Raw genomic sequence first — 23,626 nt, 5'->3', positions numbered from 1 at the left:
ATGGCTATGGTTCAACCCAAATCTCAAAAGCTGCGTTTATTTACCACGCACCTTTTATTACTACTGTTTATCGCCGCGATCATGTTCCCGCTGCTGATGGTTATTGCGATTTCACTGCGTCCGGGTAACTTCGCTACCGGCAGCCTGATCCCGGATCAAATTTCTTGGGAGCACTGGAAATTAGCGCTTGGTTTCAGCGTGCAACATGCCGATGGTAGCGTAACGCCACCGCCGTTCCCGGTGCTGTTGTGGTTGTGGAACTCGATCAAAATCGCGGCGATTACCGCGCTGGGTATCGTGACGCTTTCAACGACGTGTGCATACGCTTTTGCCCGTATGCGTTTCCCTGGCAAAGCGACGCTGCTGAAAGGGATGCTGATTTTCCAGATGTTCCCGGCGGTGCTGTCACTGGTGGCGTTGTATGCCTTGTTTGACCGCCTCGGCCAGTACATTCCGTTTATCGGCCTGAACACTCACGGTGGGGTGATCTTCGCCTATCTTGGCGGTATCGCGCTGCATGTGTGGACGATTAAAGGCTATTTCGAAACGATTGATAACTCGCTGGAAGAAGCGGCAGCGCTGGACGGTGCAACCCCATGGCAGGCCTTCCGCCTGGTGTTACTGCCACTTTCCGTACCGATTCTGGCGGTAGTATTTATTCTGTCATTCATTGCCGCGATTACCGAAGTCCCGGTCGCATCGTTGCTGCTGCGCGATGTGAACAGTTACACCCTGGCGGTCGGTATGCAGCAATACCTCAATCCACAGAACTATTTGTGGGGCGACTTTGCCGCAGCCGCTATGCTTTCAGCCATTCCGATTACTGTCGTGTTCTTACTGGCGCAACGCTGGCTGGTGAGCGGCCTGACGGCTGGCGGGGTGAAAGGTTAAGATTTCCTGTTGTTCTTGCTCTACCTGATGTAAAGCCACTGTACCCCTCATTTGACTTTGTATTTTCTTCGGCGGCCTGCGGGCCGCCTTTTTTACTCTCGTTTTAAGCGGCTGCTATTACACAACCACAGCGTAATCACCAGCAACAAAATCGCCCCGGAATAAATCAGCACATCCAACGGTTGCTTATGGTCAATGATGATCAGCCGCACAATGGCGGTAATACCGATGTAGATAAAGTAGCGCAGCGGGAAGTGATAACCCGACTGAAAATACTTAACAATCAGCGCAATAAATTCGAAATACAGGAAGTAAACCACCAGCCCTTCGATAAACAGATATTTGCTGGCCTGCTCGCTGGGTGCGAAGAGCACATTAGCCAGGTGCAGCGTTTCTTTGCCAAGAAAGATGATGAGAATCAGGCCAAGAGTGAGTAGAGCCAGATTAAGGACCGTTTGCATAACGGTAGCGATTAACTCGACGCGGGCGATAGATGTCATAAAACACCTCGAGGGTTAGGATACCGAGGAGTTGTTATACGTTGAAAGTGTGATCTGGATCTAGATTTTTTACTTATATACGCAAAGTGCCCAAGGCAACAATCTATGGCAGGATTTGATAAGTAATAATTGAGAGGATGCTGATTTTTACTGAGGTTGCGGGCAGTTTGCTTTACACTGGTCGCCACTTCTTAAGAGGCCGCAACAATGTCCACATCAAGACTGACACAACAAGATATGACCGAAGCCGAGCAACGCGAATTAAAAACACGCCTTGATCGCTCCCGCATCGCCCATGGCCGCCCTCTGACAAACTCAGAAATTAACCACGTTAAAAAAACTTATATCGACCAACTGATAGCAGAACGTGAATTGGCGGCCAAAAAAGTCCGCCAGATTAAAAAACAGAAAGCGTTAAAACCGGATACGTCTGCAACCTATTCCTGGTCTGCAAACAGCCACTCTCGTGGGAAACGCTAACTTAGCGTCCCTTTTTCTTGCGTCCTGGCTGAGCGAAGCGTTTACGTGAAGCAAGCTCCGCCGGGGTTTTAGCGCTGCTCTTCGGCCCACTCACGGCAGGCTTTTTAACAGCAACTGCCTTAGGTTTTGCTTTTGCCTTAGCGGCTGGCTTCGCTTCGGAAGAAGAGTTTTCAATCAGCTTAAATAACTCAATCAATTCATCGTCGGTTAAATCACGCCATTCACCCAACGGCAGCCCTTTCATGCTGACATTCATGATGCGGGTACGCTCAAGCTTCGTCACGTCATAACCAAAGTGTTCGCACATCCGGCGAATCTGGCGGTTCAGCCCCTGCACTAACGTAATGCGGAACACAAATGGAGCTTCTTTCTTCACTTTGCATTTCTTGGTGACGGTTCCCAGCATCGGAACGCCCGCCCCCATGCCGCGAATGAAATCGTCAGTGACCGGTTTGTTGACAGTAACAACATATTCTTTTTCGTGGTCGTTCCCGGCCCGCAGGATTTTATTCACCAGATCGCCATGATTGGTGAGGAAAATCAGCCCTTGAGAATCTTTATCCAGACGCCCAATCGGGAAAACGCGTTTGCTGTGGTTAACGAAATCGACAATGTTATCTTTCTCACCGTCTTCGGTTGTACTCACGATGCCCACAGGCTTGTTCAGCGCAATCAGCACCAAATCGTCTTCATCACGGGGTTCAATGAGCTGGCCATTAACCTTCACCACATCTCCGGCAAATACCTGATCGCCAATCGCGGCGCGTTTACCGTTAATAAAAACATTTCCCTGTTCGATGTAACGGTCGGCGTCACGGCGCGAGCAAATGCCGCTCTCGCTAATGTATTTGTTCAGACGTATAGATGAGTTAGGCAGCATGGTTCCTCCGTAAAACCCGGAATATACCTTACCTGAGGGGCGATGCGAACAGGCAGAGCGCAGATTGTCTGATTATCCCGGCATATCTCGCATAACGGAAATGTAAGTTGCGGCGTGCTTTCCAGATTGATAACGACTCAGTTGTAACGCGCCTGCGTAAACGAATAGGTTCGGGTTCCTGGCCACTATTCATTACGTATTTTATAAACTACAATGACGATAAAAACCCTGAAACAAACGGATGCGTTTCGCTTGTGGGAAGCGAGTCTTAAAGATCGAAGAATAAAAACGATCATTGGCACTCGCCTATTGCGTTTGAAAGATGGTTTGCCCGGAGATGTACGACCTGTTGGTGGCGGCCTAAGCGAATTAAGAATTCATTATGGTCCAGGCTATCGCATATATTTCAAGCAACGTGATGAAGTTATTATTCTGCTGCTATGCGGTGGCAATAAAAGTACACAATCACGAGACATACGGCTGGCACAAATGCTAGCCAGAGCCATGATAGAGGGCGAGGATGAAGAAGATTAAAGTAACGGATTATGATCCCGCAGCAGCCTTAGTAGATGACGAAGAAATTGCCTTTTTCATGGCCGACGCACTAGAAACAGGCGATGCAGCATTCATAGCCCAGGCACTGGGCGTTGTGGCGCGGGCAAAAGGGATGACATCCGTTGCTACTGAGACGGGCTTGTCTCGCGAGCAGTTGTATCGTTCATTCAGTGAAGAGGGAAACCCTACGCTCAAAAGCACTCTGGCAGTGATGAAAGCGCTGGGGATTGAATTGACGATTAAGTCCCCACGCTCCTGACAAAAAAGGCAACAAACTCGAAGCTCATTGCCCGCAAAGGGGGTTATTTGGCAGGCGTCGCCGCCATCACTGCTAATTTCTTCTGAATATCTTTATCCAGATTATTCACCCAGTGATTATAAGAACGGTGTATTTCGCCATCGGATGCCAACAAATTCACACTGCTGACATAGTTAATTGAGTAGTTTCTTTCGCTGTAGTTAATGCGAACTGTCACGCTGTGCTTGCGGATATTTTGCGTCGCATTAATGACTCCTGGGCCTGCCACGGACATGATCCAGTCTCGCCCTTGCCCGGCATTGATAATCGCGTTTTTAACCTGCTCTGCGGTTACGTGCTGAGTGATAATGGTCTGCGGCGTGCGCACTGGCTCGGTTCGTTCGAGTGCTGCACACCCTGCTAGCGCTGCAACGCAAAGCACACTGGCAAGTATCTGTTTTAGCTTCATCATTAAATTCCTTTTTTATAAAAATTAACGTCCAGATTATAAACAGATAGCCACGTCAGAATAATTAGTATTCATCTCTTTCGTCATCATCAGGTTGCTCAAGAACACTGTAAGCAACGGCACAAAATAGTGAGTTCAGGCGCTTCATATCTCCGAGCAAACCGAGGTGCAGCGAGCTGGTTTCGATACTTTGCACGTTTTGCTGATGCAGGCGATCCACGTGCGCATGTGAGAAGCGGCGATTCAGAATGCGGAAGCGATGTTTATTACGGCGCAAACGGCGAGCGCTGTTCACGTCTGCGGAGAAAAATACCGACAGGCTGAGTTTCAGGTTGCTGGTTAATTGCTGGAGCAGAATATCCAGCTCTTTCAGGCCGTCTGGCGAGAATGCCCGACGAGTGGCCAGCGATTTATCCGCCACTTCGCTCCCCATACGTTCCAGAATATCCGCTGCCTGCTCAAGGTTGAGCGACATTTCAATAATTTCAGCCCAGCGACGGGATTCGACTTCCGCCAGTTCCTCTTTTTGCATTTGCGCCATATACAGTTTGATTGCGGTATAGAGCACATCGACATCATCGGCGAGCTTACGCAGTTCCTTCTCCTGGCGCGGCTCCCCGTGCATCACTTTGCTCCAGGTTTCCAGCATTTGCTCAAGAACATCGCCCATCCGCAGGGTTTCACGTGCTGCGTTGGAAAGCCCGAGCGCTGGTGTATCCAGAGCGGTGACATCAAGATGTTTTGGCTTCATCCGCGCATCAACTTCTGGTACTTCGCTGATTACACTCCGGCAAAAACGCGCCATCGCACCCGCAAATGGCACCATCGCCAGGCAGCGAATCAGGTTGTAGAACACGTGGAAATAGATAACCAGTTCAGATTCCGGTTGCGAGAGTTTTTGCATCGCGTCTGCAAGAATATGAATAAACGGCAGCACAATCACGCCGCCCACCAGCTTGAATAACAAACTTCCGAGCGCAACACGACGAGCAGCCGCATTGGCGGTACTGTTATTGATCATCGCCAACAAGCCAGAACCAAGGTTGGCACCAATCACCAGGCACAGTGCGACATCAAACGAGATAATACCGGCGGATGTCAGCGTGGCGGTCAACAACACAGCGGCAAGGCTGGAATAACTGATGATGGCGAACATCGCGCCAATCAGCGCATCAAGCATGATATCGCCCGTCAGCGAGGCGAAAATAACCTGCACACCGGAGGCCTGGGTTATCGGCGTCACAGCGGCAACAATCAGCTCCAGCGCCAGTAAAATCAGCCCAAGGCCAATGCCTACACGGCCAAGTTGCCCGGCGCGAGTTTGTTTGCGACTGAGGAAGAATATAACGCCGATGAAGATGAGTAGCGGCGAGAGCCACGAGAGATCAAAGGTCAGGATTCGCGCCATCAGCGCAGTACCGACATCGGCCCCCAGCACAATCACCAGCGCAGGGGTAAGCGCCACCAGATCCTGTGCCACAAAAGAGGTGACCAACATGGTGGTGGCGTTGCTGCTTTGCACCAGCGCGGTAACACCAATCCCGGCACAAAAGGCGAACGGTTTTTTTTCAACACTGCGGCTGAGTACGCTACGGAGATTTGCACCGTAAACGCGCATGATTCCGGTACGCACAATGTGCGTACCCCATACCAATAGCGCCACCGCAGAAAGTAGATGCAGTAATGTCAGCACACTTTCTCCTGGAAATGATAAGACGAGAAATTCCTTCTCTTTCCAGTATATAACGCCTGACGAGAATTAAACGTTTCGGGATGTAAACCACCCTCACCCTGGCCCTCTCCCTGAGGGAGAGGGCATAAAGCGGGAAGCTCCTCTCCACGAGGGAGGGGGCATAAACGGTGTGCTCCTTCTCCTGGGGGAGAAGGTTGGGATGAGGGCGTGTGAATGTTAGTCCGCGTCGTAGCCCAGGTTTGGTGCTAACCAACGTTCAACATCAGTGACTGACATCCCTTTGCGACGCGCGTAGTCTTCCACCTGGTCGCGTTGAATCTGCGCCACGGCGTAATATTTGCTGTCAGGGTGGCTGAAATACCAGCCGGAAACGGATGCGCCGGGCCACATGGCGTAGGATTCAGTGAGTTTCATGCCCACGACATTTTCTACGTCGAGCAGCTCCCAGATGGTCGCTTTCTCAGTGTGTTCCGGGCAGGCTGGATAACCTGGCGCCGGGCGAATCCCCTGGTAGTTTTCGCGGATAAGCTCTTCGTTGCTGAGGTTTTCCGTTGGCGCATAGCCCCAATAAACTTTACGCACGCGTTCATGCAGATACTCGGCAAAGGCTTCCGCCAGGCGGTCAGACAGCGCTTTCACCATGATTTTGTTGTAATCATCATGCTGTGCTTCATAGCCTTCCGCTAACGTGTCTTCTTCCATGCCGCCGGTGACGGCAAAGGCACCGATGTAATCCGCTTTGCCACTGTGTTTTGGCGCGACGAAATCGGCAAGGCAGTAGTTGGCGAAACCGACTTTCTCGGTTTGCTGGCGCAGATGGTGCGCGACAGTTTTCACCTGAGTACGGGAATCATCGCGATAAATTTCGATGTCGTCGTCCACACGGTTTGCCGGGAACAACCCGACAACGCCACGCGGCGTCAGCAATTTTTCTGCATGAAGTTTGTCGAGCATGTCGTTCGCGTCTTTGAACAAACGCTGCGCTTCTTCGCCGACCACTTCATCTTCCAGGATGCGCGGATATTTCCCGGCCAGCGACCAGGTCATGAAGAATGGCGTCCAGTCGATGTAATTACGCAGCGTTTCGATGCTGGCAGTCACTTCCTGTACACCAGGGCGATGGGGAACCGGAGGCGTGTAGCTTGTCCAGTCGAAGGCCAGATCGTTTTCACGCGCGGCGGCAAGTGACACTGGCGGCGTGCGTGGTTTTTTACGCGCATGCTGAGTACGCACCGTGACGTATTCTTTGCGCGTGCGTTCTACAAAATCGTCGTGCTGAGTCGGAGAAAGTAGCGCTGAAACCACACCGACGGTACGCGAGGCATTTTGCACGTAAACCGTTGGGCCGCTGTAGTTCTGCTCGATTTTCACCGCCGTATGCGCTTTAGAAGTCGTCGCCCCGCCAATCAGCAGCGGCAGCGTAAAGCCCTGGCGCTCCATCTCTTTGGCAACGTTAACCATTTCGTCCAGCGACGGCGTAATCAGGCCAGACAGACCGATAATATCGGCCCCCACTTCACGGGCGGTTTTCAGGATCTTCTCGGTTGGCACCATCACGCCAAGGTCGATGATTTCGTAGTTATTACATTGCAGCACTACGCCGACGATGTTTTTACCGATGTCGTGAACATCGCCTTTCACCGTCGCCAGCACGATTTTACCGTTGGTGGAGCCTTTTTCTTTGCTGGCTTCAATGTACGGTTCGAGGTACGCCACGGCTTGTTTCATTACGCGGGCTGATTTCACTACCTGCGGCAGGAACATTTTCCCTTCGCCGAACAAGTCGCCGACCACGTTCATACCATCCATCAGCGGGCCTTCAATAACCTGAATCGGGCGTTCAGCCTGCTGACGGGCTTCTTCTGTATCGAGTTCAATAAACTCGGTGATGCCTTTAACCAGCGAGTATTCAAGACGCTTTTTCACATCCCAACTGCGCCATTCGGCTTGTTGAGCGTTCGCGCCATCGTCACTTTTACTGCCGCGATATTTTTCAGCCAAATCCAACAAGCGTTCGGTGCTGTCATCACGACGGTTCAGAATCACGTCTTCAACGGCATTACGCAGTTCTTCAGAGAGATCGTCGTAAATCGCCAGTTGTCCGGCGTTCACAATCCCCATGTCCATACCATTGCGAATGGCGTAATAGAGGAACACAGCGTGAATCGCTTCGCGTACCGGGTCGTTACCACGGAAAGAGAACGACACGTTCGATACACCGCCGGAAATCATCGCATGTGGCAGTTCACGTTTGATGTCTTCACAGGCGCCGATAAAGTCCTGGGCGTAGTTGTTGTGTTCTTCAATACCCGTCGCGACGGCAAAAATATTCGGGTCAAAAATAATGTCTTCCGGGGGGAAGCCAACTTCTTCGGTCAGAATTTTGTAGGCGCGACGGCAAATTTCGATTTTGCGCTCGCGGGTGTCGGCCTGACCGACTTCGTCAAACGCCATTACCACCATCGCGGCACCGTAGCGGCGCACCAGTTTTGCGTGGTGGATAAACGGCTCGATCCCCTCTTTCATGGAAATCGAGTTCACGATGCCTTTGCCCTGAATGCATTTCAGGCCTTTTTCGATGACATCCCATTTCGAGGAGTCAATCATGATTGGCACGCGGGCGATGTCTGGCTCACCGGCAATCAGGTTGAGGAAACGCACCATCGCCGCTTCGGCGTCGAGCATCCCTTCATCCATGTTGATGTCGATGATTTGCGCGCCGCTTTCTACCTGCTGGAGAGCCACTTCCAACGCTTCGTTATATTTATCTTCTTTGATCAGCCGCTTAAATTTGGCAGAACCCGTGACGTTAGTACGTTCACCGACGTTAACAAACAGGCTTTCTGCGGTGATGTTTAGCGGTTCAAGCCCTGCTAAACGACAGGCGACTGGCAGGTCAGGCAGTTTACGCGGCGCAACACCTTCAACGGCTTTGCTCATCGCGGCGATATGTTCCGGCGTGGTGCCACAGCAACCACCGATGATATTAAGGAACCCGGCCTGCGCCCATTCGCCAATTTGTTTTGCCATTTCTCTGGCATCCAAATCGTATTCACCGAAAGCATTCGGCAGCCCGGCGTTCGGGTGCGCGGTAACGTAACATTCGGCAATGCGCGAAAGTTCTGCCACGTACTGGCGCAATTCATCTGGCCCCAGTGCGCAGTTCAGGCCGAAAGTCAGCGCGTCCGCGTGGCGCAATGAGTTATAGAACGCCTCGGTCGTTTGCCCGGATAGCGTACGGCCAGAGGCATCGGTAATGGTGCCGGAAATCATGATCGGGAGATCAACGCCCAGCGCTTCAAATTCAGTTTTCACGGCAAAAATCGCCGCTTTGGCGTTCAGGGTATCGAACACCGTTTCAATCATTATCAGGTCAGAGCCACCTTCCACCAGCGCACGAGTGGATTCGCGATACGCTTCCACCAGTTGATCAAAGGTCACGTTACGGAATGCGGGATCGTTAACGTCTGGAGAAATGGAGGCGGTACGGTTGGTTGGGCCTAATACACCTGCCACGTAGCGTGGTTTTTCTGGTGTGCGTGCGGTCCATTCATCGGCGCAGGCGCGGGCTAACTTCGCCGCTTCGTAGTTTATTTCTGCCGACAGGGATTCCATTTGGTAATCCGCCATCGCGATGGTCGTTGAGTTGAAGGTGTTGGTTTCGACAATGTCGGCACCGGCTTCAAAGTAGGCGTAGTGAATGGCGGCAATCGTTTCCGGTTTGCTCAGCACCAGCAAGTCGTTGTTCCCTTTCAGGTCACACGGCCAGTCAGCAAAGCGCTCACCCCGGAAATCGCTCTCATCAAGACGGTAGCTCTGAATCATGGTTCCCATGCCACCATCCAGTACCAAAATGCGTTGTTGCAACTGCTGATGCAGTTTTTCTAATTTATTGCTCAACTCAGGCTCCTATTGCGCGCTACATACCAGCATTGTGTGCACCTCATCCACACATCGTCTTTGTTGGCGGAGGTAGTTTCATCCTATCACAGGTGCCTTCGAGGTCTGCTTGAGAGTTTTTCAGGGTGACTAGAAGGGTAAAATGGAGTGCTTCAGCAGTTAATAACCCCTCGAATTATATTTATATCCTTTCAATAGCACTGAACTATACAAATTATTTATATGGTTACTCTCTTTTATTTCTGACATTATCAACATCTTTTTCGTGATTGAAATCAACTTGTCTTCAAGCGAAGGGAATAACATCTTTTCTTTTATATCGAAAGTGGAAAAAGATGACTTACTCTACTGATGAACTCTTTGTTTCCTTATCCAATGCAAAGGAATATACCTTCACTTCACCTTTATTGCCTGGTGAGTACTTTTGGACCGAACCTGATACTCCACTACCTCCATTTTCAGCACCTATTATTGATAATGAGAGTGGCATTTGTCTTGGTTACGCACGTAAGCACGGAGGCGGTCTTTATGATATTTTTGACGCAGAAGGGAAACTTGTTACCTACCATGAGTTACCTTTAGAATCACCACTCATTGACCCCACAGATATTTTAATATTAGGCGCACTATTATATAAAGGTATCCGCCTGGGGTTTCACACTTTTGAAGCATTAACAAAACGTGGGATCGCCGTTAAATTCTCATCAGCATTTACCGAGCAGATTATCGGCATGCTTCGTGGACGGCTAAAGGCCGGCTTATCTGCAAAAGTGTTAAAATTCACACCTAATCCAGCTCTTCACATGAGCGAATCGGGCAGATATGTTCCTGTTTACATTCTTGAAAAGGCAATACGTTATGGTAAAAGATTGCCAGATTTAAAAGGGAATTCTGGGCGAATACTTAAACGCTATGAAATAAAGATTCTCCGTTCCAGGTATAATAAGAATACTGAATCATTTGAAAAAAAGACTATACTTTAGAAGTCATTGTTGATGAAATAACATGGACAATTACTCATTTCGCCTACAAATCTTGAGGTTTACATGTTAAAAATAATTAATAGTGATATTGAACTAGAAATAACTCCGATAGAAAAAGTAATCAACACTCCGGAACCAAATTTTTATCATGAATGGCTGAATATGTATGTCGAATTTAAATCCAAAGGCCTCACGTATCAAGCTAACTGGGGATGTTATTCATCTGAACTTAATGAATTGAAACAGTCGTTATTAGCATTAAAAAACAACACAAGTCACTCAGAAATAAAATTCAGCCCTAACGAAGGAATGATTACATTATTATTCCATAAACATAAAAACGGCAGCACTTATTATCTCAAATACAAATTTTATACCGAAATACGATCCAGCACATTTATTGAGGGTGAGACCACTTTAGGTGAGTTAAATATTGATGAACTGCTAATTGGGTTGAATTGGCTTATTCAATTTTAAATCACCATTATTGAATTCACTCCCTGACTGCTCCGATGAGTCTGATGCTGGTTGCATTATCGCCAAATAAAACGAAAATGATTTCCACGATACGAAAACAGGAGTCAGTTATGGTTGCTGCCGTTCCCGCCAAACGTGGAAAAAAACCACGCGCTGCCACAGTGGCTGCACCTCAGCCAACCGGGCAAGTTCAGTCACTTACGCGTGGCCTGAAACTGCTTGAATGGATTGCCGAATCGCATGGTAGCGTTGCGCTCACCGAGCTGGCACAACAAGCTGGTTTACCTAACTCCACCACCCACCGACTGCTCACTACCATGCAGCAACTCGGCTTTGTTCGCCAGATTGGCGATCTCGGCCACTGGACAATTGGCGCACATGCGTTTGTCGTCGGCAGTAGCTTCCTGCAAAGCCGCAACCTGCTCGCCATTGTTCACCCTATCCTGTGCAAACTAATGGAAGATTCCGGTGAAACCGTGAATCTTGCGGTGCTCGACCATAGCGATCACCAGGCGATTATCATTGACCAGGTACAATGCGCGCAGCTGATGCGTATGTCAGCGCCGATTGGCGGCAAGCTACCGATGCACGCTTCAGGTGCCGGGAAGGTGTTTCTGGCAAATCTGAGTGACGATCAGGTCGCGACTTTACTGCATCGCAAAGGGCTGCACAGTTACACGCCTGCAACGCTCACTTCTCCGCTACATCTGAAAGAAGATTTGGCGCAGACTCGCAAGCGCGGTTACTCGTTTGATGATGAAGAACATGCGCTGGGGCTGCGTTGTGTGGCGGCGTGTATTTATGACGAGCACCATGAAGCGTTCGCCGCGATTTCGATTTCCGGCCCAATTTCACGCGTGACAGATGACCGCGTTACTGAGTTGGGCGCGTTAGTGATCAAAGCGGCGAAAGAGATTACTCAGGCTTACGGCGGCGGGCGCTAACCCGCCTGCTTTAAATCGCCAAAACGAGAGCAAAAACGCTGCCGTTTGCGGTAGGCAAAAACATCCTCCACATGCCCGTTGCGGATTCTCTCCTGCAACGCGCGCCAGTAATCAGCACGGAATAAGTCGCCGTGCATTTCATCGAATATCAGGCGAATACGCGGGTCGGCGCATAAATAGTGGCGAAACTCCTCCGGGAAAACATCGCCTTGCGCCACGCTGTACCACGGTTCGGCTGAGAGTTCGTCCTCCGGGTAACGCGGCGGAGGAACGTTACGGAAATTCACTTCGGTCATATAGCAAATTTCATCGTAATCGTAGAACACCACGCGCCCGTGACGGGTGACGCCAAAGTTTTTAAATAGCATGTCGCCGGGGAAAATATTCGCCGCCGCAAGCTGGCGGATAGCGTTGCCATATTCTTCAACGGCATCGCGTAATTGCTGGCCTTCCACCTGTTCCAGCCACAGATTCAGCGGCACCATCCTGCGTTCAATATACAGATGGCTAATGGCAATACTGTCACCAAGATCGGTGAGTTTTTCAGGTACTTCCTGCTTTAGCAGCTCGAGCAGCGGCTGGCTTATTTGATGTTTAGACAGCACAAAATTTTCAAACTCCTGAGTATCAGCCATACGCCCGACACGATCGTGTTCCTTCACCAGTTGATAGCATTCGCGAACGCGCTCGGCAGTGACTTCTTTTTGCGGGGCAAACTTATCTTTAATCACCTTGAAAACCCGGTCAAAACCAGGAAGTGTAAATACCAGCATCACCATGCCGCGAATACCCGGCGCTTCAATAAACTGCTCATCAGTGGCTGAGATATACGTCAGATATTCACGATAACTTTCTGTTTTACCGTGTTTTTGACAACCAATCGCCATGTACAGCTCAGCTGTGGTTTTTCCGGGCAAGAGTTCACGTAACCATTCGACTAATGCCGCAGGTTGCGGGGCGTAAACCATGAAATATGAGCGGGCAAAACCAAAAACTATGCTGGCTTCAGCGCTGCTGGTTAAGCAGGTATCTACCACTAAATGTCCGTCATCGGTGCGATGTATCGGCAACAAAAAAGGCACCTTGCCCGTCGGAAGAACCAGCTTCCCAACCAGCCAGGCGGCTTTATTCCGATAAAATAATTCGTTGGCAATTTCGAGAGATGCTTGCTGCAAAGCTTCATTACCAAAGGTTTCAGTCAGATGCGCAATGATGTAACCGGCGTCTCGGGCTAGATCTTGCCACGGCAGGCGCAAAGGCAAATCCCGCAGTACTGAGCGCAAAAGCGGCTGCCAGCCTAAAGCTGGGGTAAAGGTTTTTGACAGCGGGCGAGGAATGGCGCGAAAGCGCGTTTCATCCTGAGAGCTGAAAATAAAAAGCCGCTCGGGAGATAACGAGCGGTGATCGAAGAGCCGACAATAAACTGAATTGAAAAAGCTTTCGGCAATTTCAAAGCGAGGGTAATCGGGCAATAACTGGGTGTACTGCGCTTTGACACGCAATAAAAATTCGTCGTCCGTATGCTGGCCGTCGGTAATGCAGCGCAATTGTTCGACCACCAGACCGACGTGGTGATCGTAGAGATGGATACGGCTTTTCATCGCCCGCTGTACCGCATGCCAGTCGGCTTGTTCGAAGCGCTGCTGCGCTCCGGAGGTGACTTCAAGAAAGCGGCCATACTGCGCGTCAAAACCTTGCAGGATGGTGTGGGCGATTAACAATTCCAGCCGTCGCGTCATAGGTTTCTCCGTCGCGAATTTCCCCCTCACCCTGGCCCTCTCCCTGAGGGAGAGGGGACTGATCGAGTTTTTCTCCTTCTCCCTGTGAACTGAGGAAGAAAGGATTGATCGTATTTTTCTCCTTCTCCCTCAGGGAGAAGGTTGGGATGAGGGTTGTTTTAGAACTGCTCTTCTTCCGTTGAACCCGTTAATGCAGTCACTGAAGAAGCACCACCCTGAATAATCGTCGTCACACGGTCGAAGTAACCGGTGCCCACTTCCTGTTGATGGGAAACGAAGGTGTAGCCTTCAGGTGCTGCGGCAAATTCTGGCTGCTGCACTTTTTCCACGTAATGGCGCATCCCTTCACCCTGCGCGTAAGCGTGCGCCAGATCGAACATGTTGAACCACATGCTGTGAATGCCAGCGAGCGTAATGAATTGATATTTGTAGCCCATTGCTGATAACTCTTCCTGGAACGAAGCAATGGTTTTGTCGTCGAGGTTTTTCTTCCAGTTAAACGATGGCGAGCAGTTGTAGGCCAGCAGTTTTCCTGGGAAGCGAGCATGGATGGCATCAGCAAAGCGACGCGCCTGTTCAAGGTCAGGTTTGGACGTTTCGCACCACACCAAATCGGCATATGGCGCGTAAGCCAGGCCACGGCTGATAGCCTGCTCAATGCCAGCACGAGTACGGTAGAAACCTTCTTGCGTGCGCTCGCCCGTTACAAATTCGCGGTCGTATTCGTCGCAATCCGAGGTGATTAAATCCGCAGCATCGGCATCGGTTCGGGCAATGACCAGTGTTGGAACACCCATCACGTCCGCAGCCAGGCGGGCAGCGACAAGTTTCTGAATGGCTTCCTGAGTCGGCACCAGCACCTTGCCGCCCATGTGTCCGCATTTCTTCACGGATGCCAGTTGGTCTTCAAAGTGTACCGCTGCTGCACCGGCCTGAATCATCGATTTCATCAGCTCAAATGCGTTCAGTACGCCACCAAAACCGGCTTCCGCATCAGCTACGATCGGCAGGTAGTAATCGACATAGCGCGGATCACCTTCCTCAATGTTGGATGCCCATTGGATCTGATCGGCGCGACGGAATGTGTTGTTGATCCGATCGACCACCGCCGGTACGGAATTTGCCGGATATAACGATTGATCCGGGTACATGCTGGATGCGAGGTTGGCATCTGCCGCCACCTGCCAGCCAGACAGATAAATGGCTTCAATACCCGCTTTCGCTTGTTGCAACGCTTGCCCGCCAGTTAACGCGCCAAGGCTGTTGATGTAACCCTTTTTCGATTCACCATGCAGCAAGCGCCACATTCTGGCCGCGCCATTTTGCGCTAGCGTACATTCCGGGTTCACAGAACCACGCAATTTCACGACCTCTTCCGCGCTGTATGGGCGCTTGATACCGTCCCAGCGAGCTTGCGTCCAGTCTTCTTGTAATTGTTGAATTTGTTGGTTGCGTGAGGTTTTCATAGCAGATGCTCCATATTTTTTTATGTCGTAGGGTTTAAGCAAGCAGGCGGTAGCCCGGCAGCGTCAGGAAGTCGATTAACGTCTCGGAAGTGGTGATTTGCTCCATCAGGCGAGCCGCTTCATCAAAGCGTCCCTGACTGAAACGCTTGTCGCCGAGTTCTTCCTGAATAACGAACATTTCTTCGGCCAGCATCTTGCGGAACAGCGCCTTAGTGACCGTTTCGCCGTTACTCAACGTTTTTTGATGGTGAATCCACTGCCAGATAGAGGTACGGGAAATTTCTGCCGTCGCGGCATCTTCCATCAAGCCGTAAATCGGCACGCAACCATTGCCCGAAATCCATGCTTCGATGTATTGCACAGCAACGCGGATATTGGCACGCATGCCTGCTTCTGTGCGCTCACCTGGGCAAGGCTCCAGCAGTTGTGCCGCAGTAATCGGTGCATCTTCCTCACGTAAAACATGTAGCTGGTTTTTATTGTCACCCAGCGCTTTATCAAAAACTTCCACTACCGTGTCAGCAAGCCCTGGATGCGCAATCCAGGTGCCATCGTGGCCGTTGGTCGCTTCCATTTGCTTGTCTGTTTTAACTTTATTGAGCACCCATTCGTTGCGGGCACTTTCTTTACTCGGAATGAATGCCGCCATGCCGCCCATGGCAAAAGCCCCACGGCGATGACACGTTTTGATCAGCAGGCGTGAATAAGCGTTCAGGAAAGGCTTGTCCATGGTGACTGACTGACGATCTGGCAGAACGCGATCCGGATGGTTTTTTAACGTTTTGATGTAGCTGAAAATATAGTCCCAGCGACCACAGTTCAGCCCAACGATGTGATCGCGCAGTGCGTGCAGGATCTCATCCATCTGGAATACCGCAGGCAGCGTTTCAATCAACAGCGTCGCTTTGATGGTGCCGCGCGGAAGGGAGAAATGATCTTCGGTAAAACTGAATACTTCACTCCACCAGGCTGCTTCTTGCCAGGATTGGGTTTTAGGCAGGTAGAAATAGGGGCCGCTTCCTTTTGCCAGCAAATCATCCACGTTGTGGAAGAAGTAGAGCGCAAAATCAAACAGGCTGCCAGGGATCGGCTCATTACGCCAGGTCACGTGTTTTTCCGGCAAGTGAAGACCACGGACGCGACAAACCAACACCGCTGGGTCTGGCTTCAACTGGTATATTTTGCCGGCTTCGTTGGTCCAGCTAATGGTGCCGTTGATGGCATCGCGCAGGTTGATTTGCCCATCGATAACTTTGCTCCAACTGGGTGCGAGCGAATCTTCAAAGTCAGCCATAAACACTTTGACGTTAGCATTCAGCGCGTTAATCACCATCTTGCGTTCGACCGGCCCTGTGATCTCGACCCGTCGATCCAGTAAATCGTTCGGCACTCCACGAATAGTCCATTCAGATTCTCGAATGGAACTTGTTTCCGAAATAAAACCTGGAAGTTTACCGCCGTCGATTTCTGCCTGCTGAACGGTGCGTGCCGCCAGCAGCTTATTACGTTGTGGGGTAAACCGGGTGACGAGTTCACTGAGAAACTCTACTGCATCGGGCGTCAGAACCTGCCGCTCTTGTTCACCAAACGGCTGGCTAAAGGCCAACTCTTCGCTAACTGTCTGTTGTGTCATTGGATTTATCCCCTCATCTCATCCCGTCGCTAAAACCGATTTTATCTGGTACGTCCAGTGCGGTGTTTTCACTCAACAGGTTTAAGACTACTTCATGATTTTCTAAAATCAAAAACTATTTCCATTTTTGAAATGAAAATCGTTTATCACATTGATATATATGAGATTAAAATTTATTCATTTGGGGAATGTGTTTTTAGAAAACAAAAAAGGCACCCGAAGGTGCCTTGATCTCAGTGCTGATGGGATGCTGAAACGCTTAATCGAGCGTTGGGTTCATATGGCGCAGATCGAATGGCGTGATCTGGTAAACGTAGTAATTTAGCCAGTTTGTGAACAGTAAATTCCCATGGCTACGCCAGGTAGCATGCGGCTTTCTCTGCGGATCGTTATTCGGGAAGTAATTGTACGGCACATCAGGATTTAGGCCTGCTTCGACGTCACGGAAATATTCGCCTGACAGCGTGTGTGCATCATATTCCGGATGGCCCGTGACAAAAGCAATGCGTTTATCTTTGCTACCAAAAAGGTAAGCATCCCCTTCTTCTGACTCAGCCAGAACTTCGAGATCGGTATAGTCTCGAATCAAAGATGCCGGGAAATCTGCATAACGTGAATGTGGTGCCAGGAAGGAGTCATCAAAGCCGCGTGTTAACAGGGCGTGTGGATAAGTGAGATTGTGTTCATATACGCCAGAGAGCTTATCTTTACGCGTTTGCTTCGGAATCCCGTAGAGGATATTTAGCGCTGCCTGCACAGCCCAACACACAAATAGCGTTGAGGTAACGTGATCTTTTGCCCAGTGAATGACCTGTTCTATTTGCGGCCAATAAGCCACATCATTAAATTCCACCAGACCCAATGGCGCGCCGGTCACGATCAAGCCATCAAAATTTTCATCCTGTATATCTTCGAAATTACAGTAGAAGTTGTTGAGGTGTTCAGTCGGTGTATTACGGGATTCACGAGAATCAATGCGCAACAGCTGGACATCAACCTGTAGAGGAGAGTTAGAAAGCAGACGTAAAAACTGGTTCTCCGTCTCAATCTTTTTCGGCATCAGATTAAGTATGAGCACTTTTAGCGGACGGATTTCCTGATTGCTTGCGCGCGATGTTGTCATGACAAAAACATTCTCATCACGCAGGAAATTGACGGCTGGTAACTCATCCAGTACCCGAATTGGCATAACCTTTTATCCTCACAGCATACGTATAAACGTTTAGACATCCAGATAGCTGAAGATAACTCGCCGCCTGTCAAATGTCGAGTATTCATAAGATAGTTGAAAATGTTTCATTTAAGCACAGATTTTACGGGCAGTGGAATAGACTGGGTAATAGCTTGTTTTGCAGTGAATTATAAGGCTGAAGTTGACTTGCAGAGAGGGGATTATGAAGGGTGATCGCATAAATCGCAGACAGCAAAAAGCCCTGTACGTCAGTACAGGGCTTTACACTTATTTGGAGCCTGGCAGTTCCCTACTCTCGCATGGGGAGACCCCACACTACCATCGGCGCTACGGCGTTTCACTTCTGAGTTCGGCATGGGGTCAGGTGGGACCACCGCGCTACTGCCGCCAGGCATATTCTGTTTCATCAACCGTTATGCTGTTCACACAACCATTGACTTAAAATCTCGGTTCAAGCTGAAAATTAAATATCTTAGTCTCTCAACCAAAACACCTTCGGTGTTGTAAGGTTAAGCCTCACGGATCATTAGTACTGGTTAGCTCAACGTATCGCTACGCTTACACACCCAGCCTATCAACGTCGTAGTCTTCAACGTTCCTTCAGGACCCTTAAAGGGTCAGGGAGAACTCATCTCGGGGCAAGTTTCGCGCTTAGATGCTTTCAGCGCTTATCTTTTCCGCATTTAGCTACCGGGCAATGCCATTGGCATGACAACCCGAACACCAGTGATGCGTCCACTCCGGTCCTCTCGTACTAGGAGCAGCCCCCCTCAATTCTCCAGCGCCCACGGCAGATAGGGACCGAACTGTCTCACGACGTTCTAAACCCAGCTCGCGTACCACTTTAAATGGCGAACAGCCATACCCTTGGGACCTACTTCAGCCCCAGGATGTGATGAGCCGACATCGAGGTGCCAAACACCGCCGTCGATATGAACTCTTGGGCGGTATCAGCCTGTTATCCCCGGAGTACCTTTTATCCGTTGAGCGATGGCCCTTCCATTCAGAACCACCGGATCACTAAGACCTGCTTTCGCACCTGCTCGAGCCGTCACTCTCGCAGTCAAGCTAGCTTATGCCTTTGCACTAACCTCACGATGTCCGACCGTGATTAGCTAACCTTCGTGCTCCTCCGTTACGCTTTAGGAGGAGACCGCCCCAGTCAAACTACCCACCAGACACTGTCCGCAACCCGGATCACGGGTCTACGTTAGAACATCAAACATTAAAGGGTGGTATTTCAAGGTTGGCTCCATGCAGACTGGCGTCCACACTTCAAAGCCTCCCACCTATCCTACACATCAAGGCTCAATGTTCAGTGTCAAGCTATAGTAAAGGTTCACGGGGTCTTTCCGTCTTGCCGCGGGTACACTGCATCTTCACAGCGATTTCAATTTCACTGAGTCTCGGGTGGAGACAGCCTGGCCATCATTACGCCATTCGTGCAGGTCGGAACTTACCCGACAAGGAATTTCGCTACCTTAGGACCGTTATAGTTACGGCCGCCGTTTACCGGGGCTTCGATCAAGAGCTTCAGCTTGCGCTTAACCCCATCAATTAACCTTCCGGCACCGGGCAGGCGTCACACCGTATACGTCCACTTTCGTGTTTGCACAGTGCTGTGTTTTTAATAAACAGTTGCAGCCAGCTGGTATCTTCGACTGCCTTCAGCTCCATCCGCGAGGGACTTCACCTACCGACAGCGTGCCTTCTCCCGAAGTTACGGCACCATTTTGCCTAGTTCCTTCACCCGAGTTCTCTCAAGCGCCTTGGTATTCTCTACCTGACCACCTGTGTCGGTTTGGGGTACGATTCGTTGTTACCTGATGCTTAGAGGCTTTTCCTGGAAGTGCGGCATTTGTTACTTCAGCACCGTAGTGCCTCGTCATCACACCTCAGCGTTAGATAAGAGTCCGGATTTACCTAAACTCTCCGCCTACATGCTTAAACCGGGACAACCGTCGCCCGGCTAACATAGCCCTCTCCGTCCCCCCTTCGCAGTAACACCGAGTACAGGAATATTAACCTGTTTCCCATCGACTACGCCTTTCGGCCTCGCCTTAGGGGTCGACTCACCCTGCCCCGATTAACGTTGGACAGGAACCCTTGGTCTTCCGGCGAGCGGGTTTTTCACCCGCTTTATCGTTACTTATGTCAGCATTCGCACTTCTGATACCTCCACCAGACCTCACAGTCCAGCTTCAACGGCTTACAGAACGCTCCCCTACCCAACAACGCATAAGCGTCGCTGCCGCAGCTTCGGTGCATGGTTTAGCCCCGTTACATCTTCCGCGCAGGCCGACTCGACCAGTGAGCTATTACGCTTTCTTTAAATGATGGCTGCTTCTAAGCCAACATCCTGGCTGTCTGTGCCTTCCCACATCGTTTCCCACTTAACCATGACTTTGGGACCTTAGCTGGCGGTCTGGGTTGTTTCCCTCTTCACGACGGACGTTAGCACCCGCCGTGTGTCTCCCGTGATAACATTCTTCGGTATTCGTAGTTTGCATCGGGTTGGTAAGCCGGGATGGCCCCCTAGCCGAAACAGTGCTCTACCCCCGAAGATGAGTTCACGAGGCGCTACCTAAATAGCTTTCGGGGAGAACCAGCTATCTCCCGGTTTGATTGGCCTTTCACCCCCAGCCACAAGTCATCCGCTAATTTTTCAACATTAGTCGGTTCGGTCCTCCAGTTAGTGTTACCCAACCTTCAACCTGCCCATGGCTAGATCACCGGGTTTCGGGTCTATACCCTGCAACTTAACGCCCAGTTAAGACTCGGTTTCCCTGCGGCTCCCCTATACGGTTAACCTTGCTACAGAATATAAGTCGCTGACCCATTATACAAAAGGTACGCAGTCACCCCATAAAAGAGGCTCCCACTGCTTGTACGTACACGGTTTCAGGTTCTGTTTCACTCCCCTCGCCGGGGTTCTTTTCGCCTTTCCCTCACGGTACTGGTTCACTATCGGTCAGTCAGGAGTATTTAGCCTTGGAGGATGGTCCCCCCATATTCAGACAGGATACCACGTGTCCCGCCCTACTCTTCGAGTTCACAGCATGTGCATTTTTGTGTACGGGAGTATCACCCTGTACCCTGCGACTTTCCAGACGCTTCCACTAATACACAAACTGATTCAGACTCTGGGCTGCTCCCCGTTCGCTCGCCGCTACTGGGGGAATCTCGGTTGATTTCTTTTCCTCGGGGTACTTAGATGTTTCAGTTCCCCCGGTTCGCTTCGTTAAGCTATGTATTCACTTAACGATAGTGCAACGAATTGCACTGGGTTTCCCCATTCGGAAATCGTCGGTTATAACGGTTCATATCACCTTACCGACGCTTATCGCAGATTAGCACGTCCTTCATCGCCTCTGACTGCCAGGGCATCCACCGTGTACGCTTAGTCGCTTAACCTCACAACCCGAAGATGTCTCGTGAGACACAATCGATGTTGTGAAAATTTGAGAGACTCGAACATATCGTATTCCCATTCCTTATTACGGAGGAATGAGACGACATGTCGTTTCAATTTTCAGCTTGTTCCGGATTTTTAAAGAGCAATATCTCAAACGTGACTCGAAAGTCAGTTTTGAGATATTTATTGATAATGTCTTTCACATCATTATCGAAGATGGCGTCCCCAAGGGGATTCGAACCCCTGTTACAGCCGTGAAAGGGCAGTGTCCTGGGCCTCTAGACGATGGGGACACGAATGATCCTTTGCAGGATATCGCTTTTTGCTCATTTACTTCTATCAGACAATCTGTGTGAGCACTACGCAAGTTCGTATCTTTCAGGTAAGGAGGTGATCCAACCGCAGGTTCCCCTACGGTTACCTTGTTACGACTTCACCCCAGTCATGAATCACAAAGTGGTAAGCGCCCTCCCGAAGGTTAAGCTACCTACTTCTTTTGCAACCCACTCCCATGGTGTGACGGGCGGTGTGTACAAGGCCCGGGAACGTATTCACCGTAGCATTCTGATCTACGATTACTAGCGATTCCGACTTCACGGAGTCGAGTTGCAGACTCCGATCCGGACTACGACGCACTTTATGAGGTCCGCTTGCTCTCGCGAGGTCGCTTCTCTTTGTATGCGCCATTGTAGCACGTGTGTAGCCCTACTCGTAAGGGCCATGATGACTTGACGTCATCCCCACCTTCCTCCAGTTTATCACTGGCAGTCTCCTTTGAGTTCCCGGCCGAACCGCTGGCAACAAAGGATAAGGGTTGCGCTCGTTGCGGGACTTAACCCAACATTTCACAACACGAGCTGACGACAGCCATGCAGCACCTGTCTCACGGTTCCCGAAGGCACTAAGGCATCTCTGCCGAATTCCGTGGATGTCAAGAGTAGGTAAGGTTCTTCGCGTTGCATCGAATTAAACCACATGCTCCACCGCTTGTGCGGGCCCCCGTCAATTCATTTGAGTTTTAACCTTGCGGCCGTACTCCCCAGGCGGTCGACTTAACGCGTTAGCTCCGGAAGCCACTCCTCAAGGGAACAACCTCCAAGTCGACATCGTTTACGGCGTGGACTACCAGGGTATCTAATCCTGTTTGCTCCCCACGCTTTCGCACCTGAGCGTCAGTCTTTGTCCAGGGGGCCGCCTTCGCCACCGGTATTCCTCCAGATCTCTACGCATTTCACCGCTACACCTGGAATTCTACCCCCCTCTACAAGACTCTAGCCTGCCAGTTTCGAATGCAGTTCCCAGGTTGAGCCCGGGGATTTCACATCCGACTTGACAGACCGCCTGCGTGCGCTTTACGCCCAGTAATTCCGATTAACGCTTGCACCCTCCGTATTACCGCGGCTGCTGGCACGGAGTTAGCCGGTGCTTCTTCTGCGAGTAACGTCAATCACTGCGGTTATTAACCACAATGCCTTCCTCCTCGCTGAAAGTACTTTACAACCCGAAGGCCTTCTTCATACACGCGGCATGGCTGCATCAGGCTTGCGCCCATTGTGCAATATTCCCCACTGCTGCCTCCCGTAGGAGTCTGGACCGTGTCTCAGTTCCAGTGTGGCTGGTCATCCTCTCAGACCAGCTAGGGATCGTCGCCTAGGTGAGCCATTACCTCACCTACTAGCTAATCCCATCTGGGCACATCTGATGGCAAGAGGCCCGAAGGTCCCCCTCTTTGGTCCGAAGACGTTATGCGGTATTAGCTACCGTTTCCAGTAGTTATCCCCCTCCATCAGGCAGTTTCCCAGACATTACTCACCCGTCCGCCGCTCGTCACCCAGGAGCAAGCTCCCTGTGCTACCGCTCGACTTGCATGTGTTAGGCCTGCCGCCAGCGTTCAATCTGAGCCATGATCAAACTCTTCAATTAAAAGCTTGATTTGCTTCAACTCGTGAAGCGGTGCTCAAAAATTAACTTTCGTAATAATTCAACTAAATGAATTACTGCTTGGTCACTCTTCAAGACTTGATATTTTTTTGATACCCGAAGGTATCTGAGATATCAATCCTGCGAGTGCCCACACAGATTGTCTGATAAATTGTTAAAGAGCAGTGAGTTACGCGCTTTCGCTTGCTAACTCGAGGTGGCGTATATTACGCTTTCCTCTTTCAGAGTCA

General features: G+C 50.4%; 16 protein-coding genes, 1 tRNA gene and 3 rRNA genes. 7 read left to right on the top strand and 13 right to left on the bottom strand.

The window, feature by feature from the left end:
* A complete protein-coding gene (malG, locus tag AC0IWZ_RS00100) occupies window positions 1–891 on the top strand; it encodes a maltose ABC transporter permease MalG (RefSeq protein WP_471678439.1) in 891 nt (296 codons plus the stop codon).
* A 92-nt stretch (window positions 892–983) separates the two neighbouring features.
* Here malG and psiE read toward each other — a convergent pair whose 3' ends face one another.
* Window positions 984–1,391, bottom strand: a complete 408-nt coding sequence (gene psiE, locus AC0IWZ_RS00095) for a phosphate-starvation-inducible protein PsiE (RefSeq protein ID WP_034492374.1) — start codon at window positions 1,389–1,391, stop codon at window positions 984–986.
* A 207-nt stretch (window positions 1,392–1,598) separates the two neighbouring features.
* Between psiE and AC0IWZ_RS00090 the strand changes: the two genes are divergently transcribed.
* The gene (locus AC0IWZ_RS00090; RefSeq protein ID WP_034492372.1) at window positions 1,599–1,871 is read left to right on the top strand and encodes a YjbD family protein; all 273 of its coding nucleotides are present in this window, start codon (window positions 1,599–1,601) and stop codon (window positions 1,869–1,871) included.
* A 1-nt stretch (window position 1,872) separates the two neighbouring features.
* On the opposite strand, the gene rluF is transcribed toward AC0IWZ_RS00090, so the two are convergent.
* Entirely contained in the window at window positions 1,873–2,751 is an 879-nt protein-coding gene (gene rluF / locus AC0IWZ_RS00085) for a 23S rRNA pseudouridine(2604) synthase RluF (RefSeq protein ID WP_471678440.1), read from the bottom strand.
* Window positions 2,752–2,970: 219 nt separating this feature from the next.
* On the opposite strand from rluF, the gene AC0IWZ_RS00080 reads away from it, so the two are divergent.
* Entirely contained in the window at window positions 2,971–3,285 is a 315-nt protein-coding gene (locus AC0IWZ_RS00080) for a type II toxin-antitoxin system RelE/ParE family toxin (protein ID WP_471679105.1), read from the top strand.
* Window positions 3,272–3,565 (top strand): addiction module antidote protein, encoded by a 294-nt coding sequence (locus tag AC0IWZ_RS00075; RefSeq protein WP_034492363.1) that lies wholly within the window; start codon window positions 3,272–3,274, stop codon window positions 3,563–3,565. Before AC0IWZ_RS00080 ends, AC0IWZ_RS00075 begins: the two co-directional genes overlap by 14 nt.
* Before the next feature lie 43 nt (window positions 3,566–3,608).
* Here AC0IWZ_RS00075 and AC0IWZ_RS00070 read toward each other — a convergent pair whose 3' ends face one another.
* From AC0IWZ_RS00070 to metH, 3 genes are all read right to left on the bottom strand, one after another.
* Complete coding sequence (locus tag AC0IWZ_RS00070) at window positions 3,609–4,016, bottom strand: hypothetical protein (RefSeq protein ID WP_172895859.1); 408 nt, start codon at window positions 4,014–4,016, stop codon at window positions 3,609–3,611.
* A gap of 61 nt (window positions 4,017–4,077) precedes the next feature.
* On the bottom strand, window positions 4,078–5,706 hold the full coding sequence (locus AC0IWZ_RS00065) for a Na/Pi cotransporter family protein (RefSeq protein WP_034492358.1): 1,629 nt from the start codon (window positions 5,704–5,706) through the stop codon (window positions 4,078–4,080).
* A 216-nt stretch (window positions 5,707–5,922) separates the two neighbouring features.
* Window positions 5,923–9,606: a methionine synthase gene (metH, locus tag AC0IWZ_RS00060; protein WP_471678441.1), complete on the bottom strand. Its 3,684-nt coding sequence runs from the start codon at window positions 9,604–9,606 to the stop codon at window positions 5,923–5,925.
* A 335-nt stretch (window positions 9,607–9,941) separates the two neighbouring features.
* Between metH and AC0IWZ_RS00055 the strand changes: the two genes are divergently transcribed.
* From AC0IWZ_RS00055 to iclR, 3 genes are all read left to right on the top strand, one after another.
* Complete coding sequence (locus AC0IWZ_RS00055) at window positions 9,942–10,589, top strand: hypothetical protein (protein ID WP_471678442.1); 648 nt, start codon at window positions 9,942–9,944, stop codon at window positions 10,587–10,589.
* Between the two features lie 63 nt (window positions 10,590–10,652).
* Complete coding sequence (locus AC0IWZ_RS00050) at window positions 10,653–11,066, top strand: hypothetical protein (protein WP_471678443.1); 414 nt, start codon at window positions 10,653–10,655, stop codon at window positions 11,064–11,066.
* Window positions 11,067–11,176: 110 nt separating this feature from the next.
* Entirely contained in the window at window positions 11,177–12,010 is an 834-nt protein-coding gene (gene iclR, locus AC0IWZ_RS00045) for a glyoxylate bypass operon transcriptional repressor IclR (RefSeq protein ID WP_471678444.1), read from the top strand.
* Here iclR and aceK read toward each other — a convergent pair.
* The 8 genes from aceK to AC0IWZ_RS00005 all read right to left on the bottom strand — a co-directional run bounded on the left by aceK (window position 12,007) and on the right by AC0IWZ_RS00005 (window position 23,378).
* Window positions 12,007–13,749 carry a bifunctional isocitrate dehydrogenase kinase/phosphatase gene (gene aceK, locus AC0IWZ_RS00040; protein ID WP_471678445.1) on the bottom strand — a complete coding sequence of 581 codons (1,743 nt, stop codon included), beginning with the start codon at window positions 13,747–13,749 and terminating at the stop codon, window positions 12,007–12,009. The genes iclR and aceK overlap by 4 nt on opposite strands.
* Before the next feature lie 158 nt (window positions 13,750–13,907).
* Entirely contained in the window at window positions 13,908–15,215 is a 1,308-nt protein-coding gene (aceA, locus tag AC0IWZ_RS00035) for an isocitrate lyase (protein WP_034492345.1), read from the bottom strand.
* Between the two features lie 34 nt (window positions 15,216–15,249).
* A complete protein-coding gene (gene aceB, locus AC0IWZ_RS00030; RefSeq protein ID WP_471678446.1) occupies window positions 15,250–16,848 on the bottom strand; it encodes a malate synthase A in 1,599 nt (532 codons plus the stop codon).
* Window positions 16,849–17,107: 259 nt separating this feature from the next.
* On the bottom strand, window positions 17,108–18,037 hold the full coding sequence (gene metA / locus AC0IWZ_RS00025; protein WP_034492341.1) for a homoserine O-acetyltransferase MetA: 930 nt from the start codon (window positions 18,035–18,037) through the stop codon (window positions 17,108–17,110).
* Window positions 18,038–18,316: 279 nt separating this feature from the next.
* Window positions 18,317–18,432, bottom strand: a 5S ribosomal RNA gene (rrf, locus tag AC0IWZ_RS00020).
* A gap of 113 nt (window positions 18,433–18,545) precedes the next feature.
* Window positions 18,546–21,454, bottom strand: a 23S ribosomal RNA gene (locus AC0IWZ_RS00015).
* 218 nt (window positions 21,455–21,672) lie between these two features.
* A tRNA-Glu gene (locus AC0IWZ_RS00010) sits at window positions 21,673–21,748 on the bottom strand.
* A 90-nt stretch (window positions 21,749–21,838) separates the two neighbouring features.
* A 16S ribosomal RNA gene (locus AC0IWZ_RS00005) occupies window positions 21,839–23,378 on the bottom strand.
* Together the 16S, 23S and 5S rRNA genes with 1 tRNA gene alongside form the textbook arrangement of a ribosomal RNA operon.
* Window positions 23,379–23,626 lie beyond the last annotated feature (248 nt).

The organism is Buttiauxella sp. AC142, from assembly GCF_979253435.1.
The sequence above is the reverse complement of the archived record's forward strand: the minus strand, read 5'-3'. Positions and strand labels throughout refer to the sequence as shown.

Coding starts and splice junctions, on each gene's coding strand:
- metA (WP_034492341.1), bottom strand. CDS start 18,037: ATGCCAATTCGGGTACTGGATGAGTTACCAGCCGTCAATTTCCTGCGT.
- rluF (WP_471678440.1), bottom strand. CDS start 2,751: ATGCTGCCTAACTCATCTATACGTCTGAACAAATACATTAGCGAGAGC.
- iclR (WP_471678444.1), top strand. CDS start 11,177: ATGGTTGCTGCCGTTCCCGCCAAACGTGGAAAAAAACCACGCGCTGCC.
- psiE (WP_034492374.1), bottom strand. CDS start 1,391: ATGACATCTATCGCCCGCGTCGAGTTAATCGCTACCGTTATGCAAACG.
- aceB (WP_471678446.1), bottom strand. CDS start 16,848: ATGACACAACAGACAGTTAGCGAAGAGTTGGCCTTTAGCCAGCCGTTT.
- AC0IWZ_RS00090 (WP_034492372.1), top strand. CDS start 1,599: ATGTCCACATCAAGACTGACACAACAAGATATGACCGAAGCCGAGCAA.
- malG (WP_471678439.1), top strand. CDS start 1: ATGGCTATGGTTCAACCCAAATCTCAAAAGCTGCGTTTATTTACCACG.
- AC0IWZ_RS00075 (WP_034492363.1), top strand. CDS start 3,272: ATGAAGAAGATTAAAGTAACGGATTATGATCCCGCAGCAGCCTTAGTA.
- AC0IWZ_RS00055 (WP_471678442.1), top strand. CDS start 9,942: ATGACTTACTCTACTGATGAACTCTTTGTTTCCTTATCCAATGCAAAG.
- aceA (WP_034492345.1), bottom strand. CDS start 15,215: ATGAAAACCTCACGCAACCAACAAATTCAACAATTACAAGAAGACTGG.
- AC0IWZ_RS00050 (WP_471678443.1), top strand. CDS start 10,653: ATGTTAAAAATAATTAATAGTGATATTGAACTAGAAATAACTCCGATA.
- AC0IWZ_RS00070 (WP_172895859.1), bottom strand. CDS start 4,016: ATGATGAAGCTAAAACAGATACTTGCCAGTGTGCTTTGCGTTGCAGCG.
- aceK (WP_471678445.1), bottom strand. CDS start 13,749: ATGACGCGACGGCTGGAATTGTTAATCGCCCACACCATCCTGCAAGGT.